Origin of the sequence: Microlunatus ginsengisoli, from assembly GCF_039537205.1 — a bacterium.
Classification (GTDB): Bacteria; Actinomycetota; Actinomycetes; order Propionibacteriales; family Propionibacteriaceae; genus Microlunatus; species Microlunatus ginsengisoli.
Genome location: NZ_BAABAB010000017.1, coordinates 134,112 through 149,796, shown reverse-complemented (window position 1 = coordinate 149,796; position 15,685 = coordinate 134,112). Strand labels below are relative to the sequence as shown.

The 15,685-nt window shown below is 70.4% G+C and carries 11 protein-coding genes and 1 pseudogene; 10 read left to right on the top strand and 2 right to left on the bottom strand.

Annotation, left to right across the window (positions count from 1 at the left end):
- Positions 1 to 36: 36 nt before the first annotated feature.
- The 3 genes and pseudogenes from ABD747_RS13190 to ABD747_RS13180 form a co-directional block, all read left to right on the top strand.
- Positions 37 to 3,390: a LysM peptidoglycan-binding domain-containing protein gene (locus ABD747_RS13190; RefSeq protein ID WP_344805194.1), complete on the top strand. Its 3,354-nt coding sequence runs from the start codon at positions 37 to 39 to the stop codon at positions 3,388 to 3,390.
- A gap of 90 nt (positions 3,391 to 3,480) precedes the next feature.
- Positions 3,481 to 4,050, top strand: a complete 570-nt coding sequence (locus tag ABD747_RS13185; RefSeq protein ID WP_344805192.1) for a dihydrofolate reductase family protein — start codon at positions 3,481 to 3,483, stop codon at positions 4,048 to 4,050.
- Positions 4,051 to 4,155: 105 nt separating this feature from the next.
- Positions 4,156 to 5,253 (top strand): annotated as a pseudogene (locus ABD747_RS13180) (MFS transporter); the annotation flags it as partial.
- A gap of 242 nt (positions 5,254 to 5,495) precedes the next feature.
- On the opposite strand, the gene ABD747_RS13175 reads toward ABD747_RS13180, so the two are convergent.
- Positions 5,496 to 5,801, bottom strand: coding sequence for a metal-sensitive transcriptional regulator (locus ABD747_RS13175; protein WP_344805391.1), 306 nt, complete (start codon positions 5,799 to 5,801; stop codon positions 5,496 to 5,498).
- A 547-nt stretch (positions 5,802 to 6,348) separates the two neighbouring features.
- Between ABD747_RS13175 and dnaB the strand changes: the two genes are divergently transcribed.
- From dnaB to ABD747_RS13145, 6 genes are all read left to right on the top strand, one after another.
- Positions 6,349 to 7,695 carry a replicative DNA helicase gene (dnaB, locus tag ABD747_RS13170; RefSeq protein ID WP_344805389.1) on the top strand — a complete coding sequence of 449 codons (1,347 nt, stop codon included), beginning with the start codon at positions 6,349 to 6,351 and terminating at the stop codon, positions 7,693 to 7,695.
- A gap of 78 nt (positions 7,696 to 7,773) precedes the next feature.
- The gene (locus ABD747_RS13165) at positions 7,774 to 9,489 is read left to right on the top strand and encodes an RNA-binding domain-containing protein (RefSeq protein ID WP_344805190.1); all 1,716 of its coding nucleotides are present in this window, start codon (positions 7,774 to 7,776) and stop codon (positions 9,487 to 9,489) included.
- Between the two features lie 336 nt (positions 9,490 to 9,825).
- Positions 9,826 to 11,433: an MFS transporter gene (locus ABD747_RS13160; RefSeq protein ID WP_344805188.1), complete on the top strand. Its 1,608-nt coding sequence runs from the start codon at positions 9,826 to 9,828 to the stop codon at positions 11,431 to 11,433.
- A complete protein-coding gene (locus ABD747_RS13155; RefSeq protein ID WP_344805186.1) occupies positions 11,430 to 12,626 on the top strand; it encodes a sensor histidine kinase in 1,197 nt (398 codons plus the stop codon). The genes ABD747_RS13160 and ABD747_RS13155 overlap by 4 nt, the downstream gene beginning before the upstream one ends.
- Positions 12,623 to 13,246 carry a response regulator transcription factor gene (locus ABD747_RS13150; protein WP_344805184.1) on the top strand — a complete coding sequence of 208 codons (624 nt, stop codon included), beginning with the start codon at positions 12,623 to 12,625 and terminating at the stop codon, positions 13,244 to 13,246. The genes ABD747_RS13155 and ABD747_RS13150 overlap by 4 nt, the downstream gene beginning before the upstream one ends.
- A gap of 13 nt (positions 13,247 to 13,259) precedes the next feature.
- Positions 13,260 to 13,895, top strand: a complete 636-nt coding sequence (locus ABD747_RS13145; protein ID WP_344805182.1) for a M23 family metallopeptidase — start codon at positions 13,260 to 13,262, stop codon at positions 13,893 to 13,895.
- Positions 13,896 to 13,911: 16 nt separating this feature from the next.
- Here the strand turns inward: ABD747_RS13145 and ABD747_RS13140 are convergent, their stop codons facing one another.
- The gene (locus tag ABD747_RS13140) at positions 13,912 to 14,679 is read right to left on the bottom strand and encodes an alpha/beta hydrolase family protein (protein ID WP_344805179.1); all 768 of its coding nucleotides are present in this window, start codon (positions 14,677 to 14,679) and stop codon (positions 13,912 to 13,914) included.
- 25 nt (positions 14,680 to 14,704) lie between these two features.
- Between ABD747_RS13140 and ABD747_RS13135 the strand changes: the two genes are divergently transcribed.
- Complete coding sequence (locus ABD747_RS13135) at positions 14,705 to 15,595, top strand: ribonuclease HI family protein (RefSeq protein ID WP_344805177.1); 891 nt, start codon at positions 14,705 to 14,707, stop codon at positions 15,593 to 15,595.
- Positions 15,596 to 15,685 lie beyond the last annotated feature (90 nt).

Here is a 15,685-nt window from a genome sequence, read left to right as displayed (position 1 = left end):
CGCCGCCATCCGCCACCAGCCCGAAGGGAGTTCTCGATGACACGCGTCGCCCGCGGCCTCGGCGCCCTGCTCGGCCTGCTCCTCGGGCTGGTCGGGGTGCCGGCGGCGCTGCTCGTGCTGGGTGCGTCGGTGTGGCCAGGCTCCTGGTCCGCGACCGCCGTCGTGGAGGCGCTGCTCCGGCCCGACGACGGGCGGATGCTGGCCGCACTGCTGACCGTGGTCGGATGGGCTGCTTGGGCGGTGTTCGCTGCATCCGTCCTCGTCGAGGCGCTGCAGCTGATCGGCCGCGGTCGGCCGCGGATCGCCATCCCCGGCCTGGCGGCGCCGCAGCGGCTGGCGGCGGCCCTGTTGCTGGCGGTGATCGCCCTCATGCCCACCGCACAGACCGTGCACGCCGCGCCCCCGCAGCCGACGGCCGCGCCCAGCGCCCCGGCCACGGATCCGCCGCCGGTCGGTGTGACGGCTCCGGACGAGAATCCGTCCACGCCCACCACCGACCCGCCGGCCGCACCGTCGGCAGCCGCGCACGCCAAGCCGCACGCGGCGCCGTCCAGCGTGGTGCACCGCGTCCGCGAGGGGGACGACCTGTGGTCGCTCGCCGAGCACTACTACGGCGACGGGATGGACTGGCGCAAGATCGCGAAAGCGAACCAGCACGTGCTGACGGGCGGACCCGACCGCCTGCTGCCCGGCTGGAAGCTGACGATTCCCGGAGTCACCGCCGCCGAGCCGGAATCGCGCCGCACCGCCGTGGAGTCGGATCGACGAACCGTCACGGTGCACCGGGGCGACACGCTCTCGTCCATCGCCGAGCGCGAACTGGGAAGCGAGGCCCGCTGGCCGGAGCTCTTCCGGGCCAACCGGTCGCTGCTCCAGGACCCGGACGAGCTGGAGGTCGGCACGACCTTGGTCGTTCCCGGAGCGACCGCGGACCGCACGACGAGTACGTCGCCGGGCGGCAGGCAGACGATCGATCCGTCGACCGACGAGCAGGCCGGCAGCGACCAGCCGCAGCCCGACCACACCACCGGGACCAACCAGCCCGCGCCCGACCACACCACCCGAACCAACCAGCCCGCGCCCGACCACACCCGGGCCGACCGGGACGGCGAGCCGGAACCCGCCGCCGATCGTCCCTCCGACGATCGGGTGCGCGGAACCGACACCGCGGTGGACCCGACGGCCCAGCTCGATCAACGGTCCCGATCCGTCCGAGATGCCGGTTCCGGCGCGAAGGCCGGGCCGGACGATCGGACCGCCTCCCAGCCGACAACCTCCCAGCCGACAACCTCCCAGCAGACAACCTCCCAGCAGACAACCTCCCAGCAGACAACCTCCCAGCCGACAATTTCCCAGCCGGCGTCGGACGTACCGCTGCGGGCGCCGGCGGCGGAGCGAACCGATCGCCCGGCGGCTCAGGCCGATGCGAAGGCCGTCACCGAGGACGACTCCGCGGTGCCGGTGCCGATGGGTGTCTACGCCGGTGTCGGCGGGCTGCTGGCGGCCGGCGTCATCGGCGGGCTGGCGTACCGGCGGCGCTTGCAGCTGCAGGCGCGACCGGTCGGCCGGCGCATCCTGCACGCAGAGCCGCAGACCGCCGCCGCGGAGGTCGCGCTCGGGGCTGTGCAGCGCCCGCTGGACGCGCAGTCCATCGATGTCGCACAGCGGGCGCTCGCCGCGTACTGCCGGTCCACCGACACACCGGTGCCCGAGCTGTCGCTGGTCACCTTGGACGACGAGTCCCTGACGCTGCGTCTCGATCGCGGAGCCGGCGAGCCGCCGCTGGGGTTCCAGCAGCAGCCCGATGGCTGGCGCGTCGACCGGGGCGACGCCGCCTACCTGGCCAGCCTGCCCCGGTTGGTCGACGCTGTCCGGCCCTATCCAGCGCTCGCCGAGCTCGGCCGTGCCCGCACGGGTGAGCGCGTGCTGGCGAACCTGGAGCAGCTCGGCCTGCTCAGCCTGCGCGGTGATCCGGACCGGGCCGCGGAGCTGCTGTCCGCGCTGGCCGTCGAGCTTTCCTTCGGACCGGCCGCCGACGAGCTCATCCTGACCATCGTCGGGGACGGATCGGGGTTGCCGGATGCACTGGACAAGCACAACGTCACCGTCACCGCCGACGTGGATTTACTGCTCGACCGGCTGGAGGCACGAGCGCAGGCGCAGCGGGACCAGCGCCCCGACGGTCCGGCCGGTCACTTCCGGATCGATCCAAATCTGAGCGATCCGTGGGCGCCGGAGGTCGTGCTGTTCCGCGACGAGCTCCGGGACGACCAACAGCGACGACTTCTCCGGTTGGTGCAGCTCGACCCGCCGCCGACCCTGGCGGTCGTGGCGGCGGATGCGATTCCGGGCGCTCCGTGGACCCTGGTGCTGCCGGCCGGCGCCGAGTCCGAGGCCACCCTGGAGCCGCTGGGTCTCGAGTTGGTGCCCCAACGGCTGTGTGCCGACGCAGAGCAGGCTGTGGTCGGGCTGGTGGCCGCCTCCGGCAGCCTCGACACGACCCCGGCCCCATGGTGGGTCGACACCGACGATCCACCGGGCCCGCCGCCGGACAACCTCGCCTACCTGGCGAGACGGTCGGCGGGGTGGGCAGACGGCATCGACACACAGAACGGGCAGAACATGACGCAGAATCCGGAGATCGGGCGGGACGTACCGCCGGATCATCCCGTGCTGCTCATGCTCGGTCCGATCGAGCTCGTCGGCGCCCAGGGTGAGCTGCCGAGCCGGGCCGCCAAGCAGTGCCTGGAGTACTGCGGCTGGCTGCTGGAGCATCCGGGCACCACCGCGCAAGCGATGGGTGCGGCGCTGCTGGTGGCCGAGGGCACTCGGCGCTCCAACATGAGCCGGCTGCGCAGCTGGCTGGGGGCGGGTCCCGACGGGCAGGCGTACCTGCCGGACGCCTACAGCGGACGGATCCTGCTGCACGCCACGGTCAGCTCGGACTGGCTGCGACTGCAGATCCTGACCGCGGGCGGGGTGAACCGGTGCAGCGACAACGGTCTCCGATCGGCCTTGGACCTGGTCCGCGGCGCCCCGTTGGCCGACGCGGCACCGGGGCAGTGGCACTGGGCGGAGGAGCTCCGAACGGACATGATCTCGGCGGTCCGCGACATCGGCGTCGAGCTGGGCCGGCGGGCGAACGAGGCCGGCGATCTGGACCTGGCCCGGTGGGCCGCCGCTCGTGCCCTGGCGGCAGCGCCCGGCGACGAGCTGTTGATGGCGACCCGGATCCGGACCGAGCACCTGGCCGGCAACCGTGCCGAGACCGAGCGGCTGACGCTGCAACTCGCGGCCCAGGCGCGGACCCTCGGCGTCGATCTGGATCAGGCGACGGTCGAGCTGTTGCAGGAGGTGATGGAGGGCCGGGTCCGCGCGCGACTGGCCTGACCGCACGCCAAGTGACGCGGCACCGGTCCCCGGGAGGCAAGCCGGCTCGGTCGATCGACGACTGTCGGTGCGGTCTGGTCTGCTAGGACGGTGAAGGTTCAGTACTACACCGCGACCAGCCTGGACGGCTTCATCGCCGACCCGGACAACTCGCTGACCTGGTTGCTCGAGCTCGGCGACGAGGGCGACACGGGATACGAGGACTTCATCGCCGATGTCGGCGCGCTGGCGATGGGCTCGACGACGTACGAGTGGGTGTTCCGCGAGCTCGACCTCGCCGCCAATCCGGACGCCTGGCCCTACCGTCAGCCGACCTGGGTGTTCAGCAGCCGACGGTTGCCGGCCGTGGCCGGCGCGGACCTGCGATTCGCCTCCGGTCCGGTGAGCGCGGTCTACGAGGAGCAACGACATGCCGCGGACGGGCGAAACCTGTGGATCGTCGGCGGCGGTGACCTGGCCGGCCAATATGCCGATGTCGATCTGCTGGACGAGATCATCGTCGATGTCGCGCCGGTGACCCTGGCCGGTGGTGCTCCGCTGCTGCCGCGGCGGATCGCCACGCCCGCCCGGCTCCGGTTGCGTGAGGCGCGAGTCAACGCGGACCTGTTCGCCCGGCTGCGCTACACGCTGGAACGGCCGGCCGACACGGTGCCGGGGTAGCAGCACCCGCGCCGGCCCGCCCGATCGTCGCGACACGCCGGCGATGGCGCGATTCCTACCGATCACGACCCGAAATCCCACGGCCGGGCCACGCCGACGCGTGCGATGCTGCCGGACGTGACTGCCACCGAGCCCCGCGCGCGGACCCGCAGCCGGATCCATCCCGCCTGGTGGGTGGCCGCAGTCGCGTTTCTCACGTTGCTCGGCGCGGCCGGGTTCCGTGCAGCGCCGAGCGTGCTGATGGTGCCGCTGGAGGAGGAGTTCGGCTGGCCGCGGACCGCGATGTCGGCGGCGGTGAGCATCAACTTGATTCTGTACGGCACCATGGCGCCGTTCGCAGCGGCATTGATGGACCGGTTCGGTGTCCGGCGCGTGGCGACGATCGCGCTGCTGCTGATCGCCGCCGGCAGCGGGCTGACCGTGTTCGCCACGGCGAGCTGGCAGCTGATGCTGACCTGGGGTCTGTTGATCGGCGTCGGCACCGGATCGATGGCCATGGTCTTCGCGGCCACCATCGCGAACCGCTGGTTCGTCGCGAAACGCGGACTGGTGATGGGCATCCTCACGGCGGCCGGCGCCACCGGCCAGCTGATCTTCCTTCCGGTCCTGGCGCACACCGCTACCCAGCTCGGCTGGCGGTACGCGTCGCTGATCGTGGCGGCGTCGGCACTCGCGGTCGTCCCGTTCGTGCTCGTGGTGATGCGCGATCATCCGCGCGACCTCGGCGTCCACCCGTACGGCGCCGGTCCGCTGGCCATGGACGAGATCACCCCCGATCCCGCCGCGGAACCGGTCGGTGCCGGCCGCCGCGCGATCCGGGCCCTCCGCCGGGCGGCCCGGACCAGGACCTTCTGGGCGCTGGCCGGCGGCTTCGCCATCTGCGGCGCGACGACCAACGGCCTGGTCGGCACCCACTTCGTGCCGTCGGCCCACGACCACGGCATGGCCGAGACCACCGCCGCCGGCCTGCTGGCTGTGGTCGGCGTCTTCGACATCGTCGGCACCATCGTGTCCGGCGCGCTCACCGACCGGATCGATCCCCGGATCCTGCTCGTCGCGTACTACTTCTTCCGCGGTGTGGGACTGCTGGTGCTGCCATGGCTGCTGGCACCAAGCGTGCACCCGAGCATGGTCGTCTTCATCGTGATCTACGGACTGGACTGGGTGGCGACCGTGCCGCCTACCGCCGCCCTGTGCCGCCACGCATTCGGCACGGAGGGCACGATCGTGTTCGGCTGGGTGTTCGCCTCCCACCAGATCGGCGCCGCCGTCGCCGCCACCGTTGCGGGGGTCATCCGCGACACGACCGGCCAGTACACCCTGGCCTGGTTCGGTGCGGCCGCACTCTGCGTGGTCGCCGCGGCACTCTCGCTCGGCATCCGTCGCCGCCCGCGCAGGCGTGACCCTGGCCGTGCACCCGGAGCACCGGCGCGACCGTCCGCAGGTCAGGACCGGACCAGTCGCGCTATCGCCGCCGACGCCTCCTTCAGCTTGGCGTCGGCGTCATCGCCCCCGGCGACCGCACCGCGGACGCAGTGGTTGAGGTGGTCGTCCAGCAGCCCGAGCGCCACCGACTGCAACGCACTGGTCATGGCCGACACCTGGGTCAAGATGTCGATGCAGTACTTGTCGTCCTCGACCATCTTCTGCAGCCCACGCGCCTGGCCCTCGATCCGGCGCAACCGTCTCAGGTAGTCCTGCTTGCCGTTGATGTAGCCGTGGTGCTGCGCGGGTCGCTCGACCGCCGGCAGGTCGGCTGTCGCCGCCGTCGAATCCTCCACCCGGACCTCCTCGCCCGTTCCGATACCCCCCGAGGGTACACGCCCCCGGCGGCCGAGATTATCCCCAAGCCCTGTGGACAACCGGGTCGCCACACCCGAGCGCGGGTTACGTGGAGGCCCGTTCGGCAACCGGCCGGGCCGATCCGAAGTTGTTGTCCTCCACCAGGTGTCGACAACGAAGTGCCCGGTCAGACGGCCATTACGCGCGAGTAGCCGAAGTTGTCCCCAGGCTCATGCCCAGCCGGTGCACAAGCCGTCCGCGTGTCCTTCACAGCCCGCCCGCCGTTGTCCACATAGCCTGTGGACAACTCGCCCAGGGTCATTAGGCGACACGCCCGCCGTCCGCGTACGTTAGCCCGAGCCCAACCCGCGAAGCGCCACCGCGACACGTCGAGACTCAGGTGTCCGCGGCGTTGCGTGCTGCCTTTAATCGAACTACAGTTCGATCCAGAGGCGATCGTCGGACCGGGTGCGCCGGCAGAGAACGAGTCGAGGAGGGTCTGTGAGCGTCGCCGAGGTGGCTTCCTACGCCGAGGACTCCCCCCGATCGTTGGACCGCACCCCGCCGCAGGATCTCGCCGCCGAGCAGTGCGTCCTCGGCGCCATGCTGATGAGCAAGGACGCCATCGCCGATGTCGTCGAGGCCCTCCGCGCCGCCGACTTCTACCGGCCGGCGCACGAGATGACATTCAACGCGATCCTCGACCTGTACGGCCGGGGTGAGCCTGCCGATGCCATCACGGTCAGCGACGAGCTGACCAAGCGTGGTGAGCTGACCCGGGCCGGCGGCCTGACCTATCTGCACACGCTGTTGTCCACAGTTCCGGTGGCGACCAATGCCGGCTACTACGCCGACATCGTCCGGGAGAAGGCCGTCCTGCGCAGGCTGGTCGACGCGTCGGTGCGGATCAACCAGATGTCGTACGCGGCGGAGGGAGACGTCGACGAGATCGTCGACCGGGCCCAGGCCGAGGTCTATGCGGTGACCGAGCGGCGGGTCAGCGAGGACTTCAAGCCGCTGGCCGACCTGATGCAGCCGACCCTGGACGAGATGGAGGCGATCTCCTCCCGCGGCGGCCAGCTGGCCGGCGTGCCGACGGGCTTCGCCGACCTCGACGACCTGACCAACGGTCTTCACCCCGGTCAGATGGTGATCGTGGCGGCCAGGCCCGGCTGCGGCAAGTCGACCCTGGCCCTCGACCTGGCCCGATCGGCCTCGATCAAGAACGGTCTCGCCTCGGTCATCTTCTCCCTCGAGATGAGCCAGATCGAGATCACCATGCGGCTGCTGTCGGCGGAGGCCTCGATCCCGCTGTCGCACATCCGCGGCGGCAAGATGAGCGACGACGACTGGGCCCGGGTGGCGACCAAGATGGGCCAGGTGTCGGAGGCGCCGATGTTCATCGACGACTCGCCCAACCTGACCATGATGGAGATCCGGGCCAAGGCGCGGCGGCTGAAGCAGCGGCACGACCTCAAGCTGATCCTGATCGACTACATCCAGCTGATGACGTCGGGCAAGAAGGTCGAGTCGCGCCAGTTGGAGGTGAGCGAGTTCTCCCGCCAGATCAAGCTGCTGGCCAAGGAGCTGGAGGTGCCGGTGGTCGCGCTCAGCCAGCTGAACCGCGGTCCGGAGCAGCGCACCGACAAGAAGCCGATGCTGTCTGACCTGCGCGAGTCCGGCTCCCTCGAGCAGGACGCCGACATGGTCGTACTGCTGCACCGACCCGACCTGTACGACCGCGAGTCCGAGCGAGCGGGCGAGGCCGACATGATCGTCGCCAAGCACCGCAACGGCCCCACCGCCGAGATCACCGTCGCCTTCCAGGGCCACTACAGCCGGTTCAGCGACATGCAGGGCTGACCCAGCCGGCGTGACACATCCAGAGTTTTGGATGAGTTTCTGTCTGCGATGTGTGCACATCGATGCTAGAAACTAGGTATGAAACTCGATCCGGTCGGCGAGGCTCTCCAGCGGGTGTTCGACGGAGCTCGAGCGAGTTCCGTCGAGACTGAGACCCTGGACTTCAAGCGCGACCCGCACACCGTGTCCGGACGTGGCGCACCTGGCAACCCGTTTGCCCGATTGGTGGAAGAACTCGTTGACAGTGTCGTCTGCTTCGCGAACGCGGGCGGCGGCCGCATCGTTCTCGGCGTTGACGACAAAACTCCCGGACCGGATGCCTTCCTCGGCACTCAGGTCGACGCCACCGCCCTCAGGGATCGGATCTACGGCAACACCCGGCCGCAATTGACCGTTCCAATCGAGGAGATCGCGTTCAACGGGTCGCGCTTGCTGGTCATCACCGTTCCCGAGGCGATGGATCTCGTGACCGATGGCAAGGGAAAGGCACTCAAACGAGAAGGTGCCGATTGTCGACCGATGAGTGAAGACGCTCGCAGAACGATCGCGCACCAGCGCCGGAACCCCGACTTGACTGCGCGCCCTTCCGACCGGACCTGGGCAGACATCGATCCGACAGCGATGAGCCGGGCGCGAGACCTACTCGCTCAACTGGTCGACCTTCGAAGCCAGATGGCCGATCTCGACGATCGAAGTCTTCTACGAGCGCTCAACGTCCTCGACCGCGATGACCGTCTGCTGACAGCCGGCGAGATCCTGTTCTGCGAGCCGAGCCAACATGTGCTCGACGTCCTGACTCGACCAGCTGCTGGCGCCGAGCCGTCCGTTCGTCGGCTGAGGCAACCCTTGGTTCTCCTGCTCCCGGCTGCACTGGAAATCACCCGTTCCGCGATCGACCCGGAGGTTGCTCATATCGCGTTGCCTGGCGGGCAGGAGATCGCGCTGCCCGATCTCTCGCCAATCGCAGCCGACGAGGCGGTGACGAACGCCTTGGTTCACCGGGACTATGCGCGACCAGAACGCGTCGTGCTCGACCACTCACCCAACGCGCTCCACGTCTGGTCACCGGGTGCTCTGCCGTTCGGAGTGACCGAGGACCGTCTCCTCAGCACGGTTTCGACTCCGCGAAACCCAACACTCATGGCGGCGATGCAACAGCTCGGCCTCGCCGAGCGCGCGTCGCGAGGAATCGACCGGATGTTTAGGGAGCAGGTGCGCGTCGGTCAAGAGGTTCCTGGTATCCGGACCGACGAGTTCTCGGTGGAGGTCTACTTCACCAGTCGAGCTCCGAACCGAGCATTCGCCGGCTACGTCGCGACGCTTCCTCGCGACTTGCGGGACAACGTGGACGTCATGCTCGCGTTGACCAGCCTCTGTCAACGCCCGACGATCAATGTCAAGGACGGGGCACGGTTGCTGCAGGTCAGTGATGCGGAGGCAAAAGACCGCCTGGATGCGCTTGCGACCGGAAAGGGCGCCCTCATCGAGCGCGATGGGGACTCGCGACGTGGCGTTCGCTGGCGACTTCGGCAGAGCACCGCGTCGGCGCTCGGCACAGCTGTTCAGCATCGCGCCCGCGCAGGCTCGGCCCGCCCGAGGGTCGAGGCTCATCTGAGGGAGTACGGCTGGATCACCAACAAGACGATCCGCAACATGTTCGACCTCGATGTGCAACAAGCGACCCAAATGCTCAACGACCTCCGCGCCGCAAATGTTGTCATCAAGGATCCCGACGGCCCTCAACGAGGACCATCGATCCGTTGGCTCCCGGCGAAGACGTCCACTGCCCGCTGAGCTGTACGAACGTCATGCCGAGCGGGCGGGCGAGGCCGACATGCTCGTCGCCCCAGCACCGCGACGGCCTGACCGCCGAGAGCACCCTCGCGTCTCGGGGCGACAAGCGGTCCAGTGACGTGCCGGCGCGAGCGCACCGATGCTAGGCACCGGCGTCGCCCGCGGTCCAGACCAGGTCTGGCACAGCGAAAGGTCCTCATCCTCCCCGCCCACCCGGCCACCGAAGGGCACGTGTCGTCCGATCGGAGGACACGAGGTCGGACCGGTCGTCGGTCCCGACGGCCGGCGCGCACGGCGAGAGTAGAGGCATCCCTTCCTGACAAGGAGAAGTACGCAATGTCTCGCTCGACCGTGAAGGCCTCCAGCCTCACCCTCGCCGGCCTGATCGTCGCGGTCTCGATGACCACGATCGACCAGACCATCGTGGCGCTGTCCGCGCCGACCATCCAGGCCGACCTCGGCCTCACCCACAACGCGATGCAGTGGGCGGTGAACGTCTATCTGATCGCCACCGCTGCGACGTTCCTGCTCGGCGGCCGGCTGGCCGACGTGTTCGGGCACAAGCGGATGGTGCAGATCGGCATCGCCGGCTTCGGCATCACCTCGCTGCTGTGCGGGCTCGCCCCGACCGGGGAGTACGCCGGAGCGTGGCTGATCACCGCCCGCGCGCTGCAGGGCATGGCCGGAGCGATCATGTTCCCGGCCGCGATCGGCATCGTGGTCAGCACCTTCCCGCGGGAGGGCCGGGCCAAGGCGATGGCCAGCTTCTTCGCGATCACCGGCGCGATGACCGCGATCGGGCCGATCGCGGGCGGCTACCTCACCCAGTGGACCTGGCGCAGCGTCTTCTTCGTCAATGTGCCGCTGGCCATCGCCGCGTCGGTGATCGTCGCCATCTCCGCGCCTCGCTCGGCCCGCCGCGACGAGCGGATCGACCTGCTCGGCGCACTCGCCATCGCCGCCGGCATCGGAGCCGTCGTCTTCGGGTTGCAGCAGGCCGGCAGCTGGGGCTGGTCCAGCCCGTACGTCGTCGGTGCGCTGGTCGCCGGGTTGGCCCTGGCTGCGCTGTTCGTGCTGATCGAGTCCAAGACCACGGAGCCGCTGGTCAAGCTCGCGGTGTTCCGCGACCGCGGCTTCGTGATCGTCACGCTGGCCACCCTGTTCGCGTCGATGGCGTTCTTGTCCACCTTCTTCTTCCTCAGCGTCTACGGCCAGGTGTCGCTAGGACTGACCGCGATCAACACCGGCCTGCTGTTCGCGAAGTTCTTCGTCGGCTTCGTGATCGCCGCGCAGATCGGGTCGCGCCGGTTCGACCAGGTCGGCGCCCGCTCGGTGCTGATCCTCGGTGGCCTGATCGGCGCCGACGGGTTCGGCTGGCTCGGGGTCAGCGTGACCGAGATCCCGTCCGACCCGGGGGCCCTGATCAACCCGCAGACCTGGCCGATCATGCTCGCCGGCGCGGGCGTCGGGTTCATGATCAGCGCGGCCTCCACGGACGGAGTCAACCGGGCGATCGGCGCCTCGTACGGTGAGGTCACCGCGATCTCGCAGACGATGCGGAACTTCGGCTCCGCGCTCGGCCTGGCGGTGTTCGGCACCCTGGTCACCAATGCTCTGATCCGCAACCTGACCGCCTCGTTCGCCTCGCTCGGGGCGACCAGTGCGGACGTCCGCGAGGTCGTCACCAGGATGAGCGGCGCGCACACCGGGCAGCCGCCGACGGAGCTGGCGCACTACCCCGCGGCGGTCCAGGAGCAGTTCCTGCACACCGTCCAGCTCGGCTACGCCCATGCGGTGGCCTGGGCGTTCGCAGGTGCCGCGGTGGCCATGCTGATCGTCGCCGTGCTCGGCCTGCTCTATCCGAAGGGCGTCGTCTCCGCGAACTTCGACGAGGCCGGCGATGCCGTGGCCGACGGATCGGACCCGGCTACAGTCGCCGCATGAGTGGGGGCCAGCGGATCGACGTCCGGTCGATGTCGTTCGGCGGTTGGGCCCTGTTCTTCGCGCTCGTCACGGTGGGCACGGTGCTGCTGGTCCTCGCCAACCCCACCGGCTCCCCGACCGGCACCGCGGTCTCCGCGGTGCTGGTCGGGGTGCTGGAGGTCGTCTACTTCGTGATGGCCCGGCCCGGGCAGGCCGGGATCCGGGCCGACGGCCCGCGCGCCTGGGCGTTCGCCGCGACCGCGCTGGTGCTGTTCACCACCGCCGCCACACTCAGCCCATGGGCCGCCTTGCTGCTGTTCGCCCTGACCCCGCAGGTGTTCCTGCTGCTCAGCCCGCGGCCGGCCACGATCGTCACCGTCGCCCTCAACGTGGCCCCCCTGCTGCTCCGGCTGCTGACCCAGCCGACCACTCCCCGCGGCATCATCCAGGACGTCGGCAGCACCGCGTTCGTGATCACCTTCTCGCTGTTCTTCGCCAGCCGGATCCTCAGCATCAGCCGGCAGAACGAGGAGCGGCGGCTGCTGATCGAGCAGCTGCGCGAGCGGGAGGCCGAGATCGCCGCGCTGTCGGCGGCCCGCGGGGCCGAAGCCGAACGAACCCGGATCTCGCGCGAGATGCACGACACGCTGGCCCAGGGGTTCGCCTCGATCGTCACCCTCGGCCACGCCGTGCAGGGGGAGCTGGAGCGTGATCCGGACGGCGCCCGCCGCCATGTCGAGCTGATCACCAGCACCGCCCGGGAGAACCTGGCCGAGTCGCGGCGGATCATCGCGGCGCTCGGTCCGGGCCGGCTGGAGGGTTCTTCGCTGCCCGAGGCGGTCGGCCGGACGGTGGATGCCTGGCGCGCCACGACCGGCACGGACGTACGGCTGGAGGTCTTCGGTGAGCCGCTCGGCACGCCGCCGGCGACGGACGTCGTCGCGCTGCGGCTGGTCCAGGAGAGTCTGGAGAACGTCCGCAAGCACGCGCGGCCGGGACAGGTCGACGTGTCGCTGCGCTACGTCGAGCAGGAGCTGGAGGTCGAGGTGCACGACGACGGCGCCGGGTTCGACGCGTCAGCGCGGACCGCGGGCTACGGCCTGGCCGGGATGCGCTCCCGGGTGGCCGAGGCCGGCGGCTCGCTGGAGCTGACCACCGCGCCCGGCCGCGGTACGACGGTCCGGGCCGTGCTGCCGATCGGGGCAGCGTCGTGATCACCGTGTTGCTGGTCGACGACCATCCGCTCGTCCGGGAGGGGATCCGCGGAATGCTCGCCGGCTACGACGACATCGACGTGGTCGGGCAGGCCGCCAGCGGTCCGGAGGGCGTCGCACTCGCCGCGAAGCTCGGCCCGGACCTGGTGCTGATGGACCTCCGGATGCCCGGCGGCGACGGGGTCGCGGCGACCCGGGAGATCACCGCGGCGGGGACCGCGCGGGTGATGGTGCTGACGACGTACGAGAGCGACGAGGACATCCTTCGCGCGATCGAGGCCGGCGCGGCCGGCTATCTGCTGAAGGACATCGCGCCCGACGCGCTGGCGGCCGCCATCCGCGCCGCCGCCCGCGGCGAGACGGTGCTGGCACCGGCGGTGCAGTCGGCGCTGCTGACCCGGATGCGGCAGCCCGGGCCGGCCGTGCCGGCCCTGTCGCCGCAGGAGATCGCCGTGCTGGCCGGCGCAGCGCAGGGCCGGACGAACGCCGCCATCGGCGCGTCGCTGCACATCAGCGAGACGACGGTGAAGACCTACCTCGGCCGCGCGTACGAGAAGCTCGGGGTCGGTGACCGTACGTCGGCGGTCCGGCGGGCGATCGAGCTCCGGCTGATCGACTGACCGGGAGCGAGGGATGACTCCGGTGCTGCTCGACTTCCCGTTCCGCGGCCGATGGCTGGCGCAGAACAGTCCCGCGCGCCGGGTGCCCAGCCACGGCACGGACCTGTTCGGCGTGACCTACGCGATCGACTTCGTCGCCGTCGACGAGCGCGGCCGGTCCGCGCCCCGGAGCTGGCGGTCCGTGCTGGCGGTCGAGCCGCCGGAGATCTTCCGCGGGTTCGGGCTGCCGATTCTGGCTCCGGCCGGCGGCACCGTCATCCTCGTCCACGACGGCGAGCCCGATCATGCGGCCCGGCGATCCCAGCCGGCCCTGCTGGCGTACGCCCTGTCCCAGGCCGGCAGGGTGCGAGCCGGAATCGCGGCCGTGGCCGGCAACCACGTGGTGATCGCCGCATCCGGCACCGGACCGTACGTCGCGGTCGTGCACCTGCGGTGCGGCTCGGTCCGGGTCCGCCCGGGCGACGTCGTGGAGGCCGGTGACCGGGTCGGCGCCTGCGGCAACTCGGGCAACAGCACCGAGCCCCACGTGCACGTCCAGGTCACCGACTCGGTCGACTGGCCGACCGCCCGGGGCCTGCCGCTGGCCTTCCGCCGAGGGCCCGCGTCCGTGCCGTGGCTGCCGAAGGAGTCGGAGGTGTTCGAGGTCTGAGCGCCGAGCGAACCGATCAGCGACCGTCCGGATCGAGGTAGGGGTCGACCCAGGCGCTGATCAGCATGGCTGCTCGCTTGGCCTGGTTGCGGCCGGTGAGCAGGTGGTCGGCACCCTCCAGCGAGACGAAGCTGCGTGGGTGGCGGGCCATCCGGAAGATCTGGCTGGCGTTGGCGATGCCGACGGTGTTGTCGGTGGGCGAGTGCATCACCAGCAGCGGCCGCCGTAGCGTCCTGATCTGCTCCCGCAGGTCCGCGGTGCGGACGTCTTCGATGAAGTGCCGGCGCAGGGTGAGCGCCTTGCCGCCGACCGGAAACGGCGCCTCGCCCTCGGCCATGATCCGCTCCAGCAGCGCGTCGTAGTTGTGCTCGACGTGGCCCGGATCGTAAGGCGCCCCGACGCTCGCCACCGCCCGGACCGACGGCGTCTGGTGCGCGGCGGCGAGCACCGCGGCGCCGCCGAAGGAGTGGCCGACCAGAAGCCGGACGTCCCGGCCGGAATCGATCATGAACTGAACGGCCCGCGCAGTGTCGTCGACCTTGTGCGAGAACGATCCGTCGCCCCAGTCGCCCTCGGAGCCGCCGAGGCCGAGGTTGTCGAACCGCAGCATCCCGATGCCCTCGCTGGCCAGCTGCTTGCAGATCCTGCTGGCTGCGGGTGAGTCCTTGCCGAGTGTGAAGCCGTGCGAGAAGACGCCCCAGCCGCGGACCGTGCCCTCTGGCAGATCGATCAGGCCGGCCAGCAGCGGACCGGTACTGCTCTCGAACCTCACCCGCTCGGCCACCGGCCCAGTCTGGCACCATGCCACGGTGACTGTGATCGCGGCGGCCGACGGATCAGCCCTCGGCAACCCGGGGCCGGCCGGCTGGGGCTGGTACGTCGACGCCGACACCTGGGCCAGCGGCGGCTGGCCGCACGGCACCAACAACATGGGCGAGCTGACCGCCGTACTGGACCTGCTGCAGCAGACCGCGGACAGCGATGCGGACCTGCTGGTCTATTGCGACTCGACGTACGTCATCAACTCGATCACGAAGTGGATGCCCGGCTGGAAGCGCAAGGGTTGGCGCAAGGGTGACGGCAAGCCGGTGCAGAACGTCGAGATCATGAAGGCGCTGGATGCCGCGCTGCAGGGCCGCCGGGTGCGGTTCGAATGGGTGAAGGGGCACGCCGGTCACGAGCTGAACGAGCAGGCCGACCGGCTGGCCAACGCGGCCGCGCTCGCGTTCAGCACCGGCGGCTTGCCGGACCCCGGTCCGGGCTTCGGCGCCGCCCGGCGGCCGGACGCCCACGCCGGGTATGCCCCGACCCCCAAGCCGGCCGAGCCCGACGACCTGTTCTCCACACTGGACGAGCCGGAGCCGACCGACGAGGAGCAGGTGATCGAGCTCGAGCGTTCGCTGTTGACCGACGAGGTCCGCGGCGACCCGGCGGCGGTCGCCGCACTGCTGCATCCGGAGTGGGCCGAGATCGGCCGGTCCGGACGGCTCTGGTCCCGCGAGGAGATGCTCGACGCCATCGGTCCGACCGGCGTGGCGACGAGTCTGGACGTGGTGTCGGTGAGCCGGGTTAACACCGACGCGATCCTGTTGGTCTGGCGGGCGATCAGCGACGAGCGCAACACCCTGCGGAGCTCCCTGTGGCTCCGCGACCGGGGCCGGTGGCGGCAGCGGTTCCACCAGGGCACCGACGAGTCCTGACCGCCGGCCCGAAAATCCGCACCTCGTGCGTCGCTGCCGACGGCATCGACGCGGGACGGCTTGTCGGCAGCGGGAACGAGGGGAGGATTT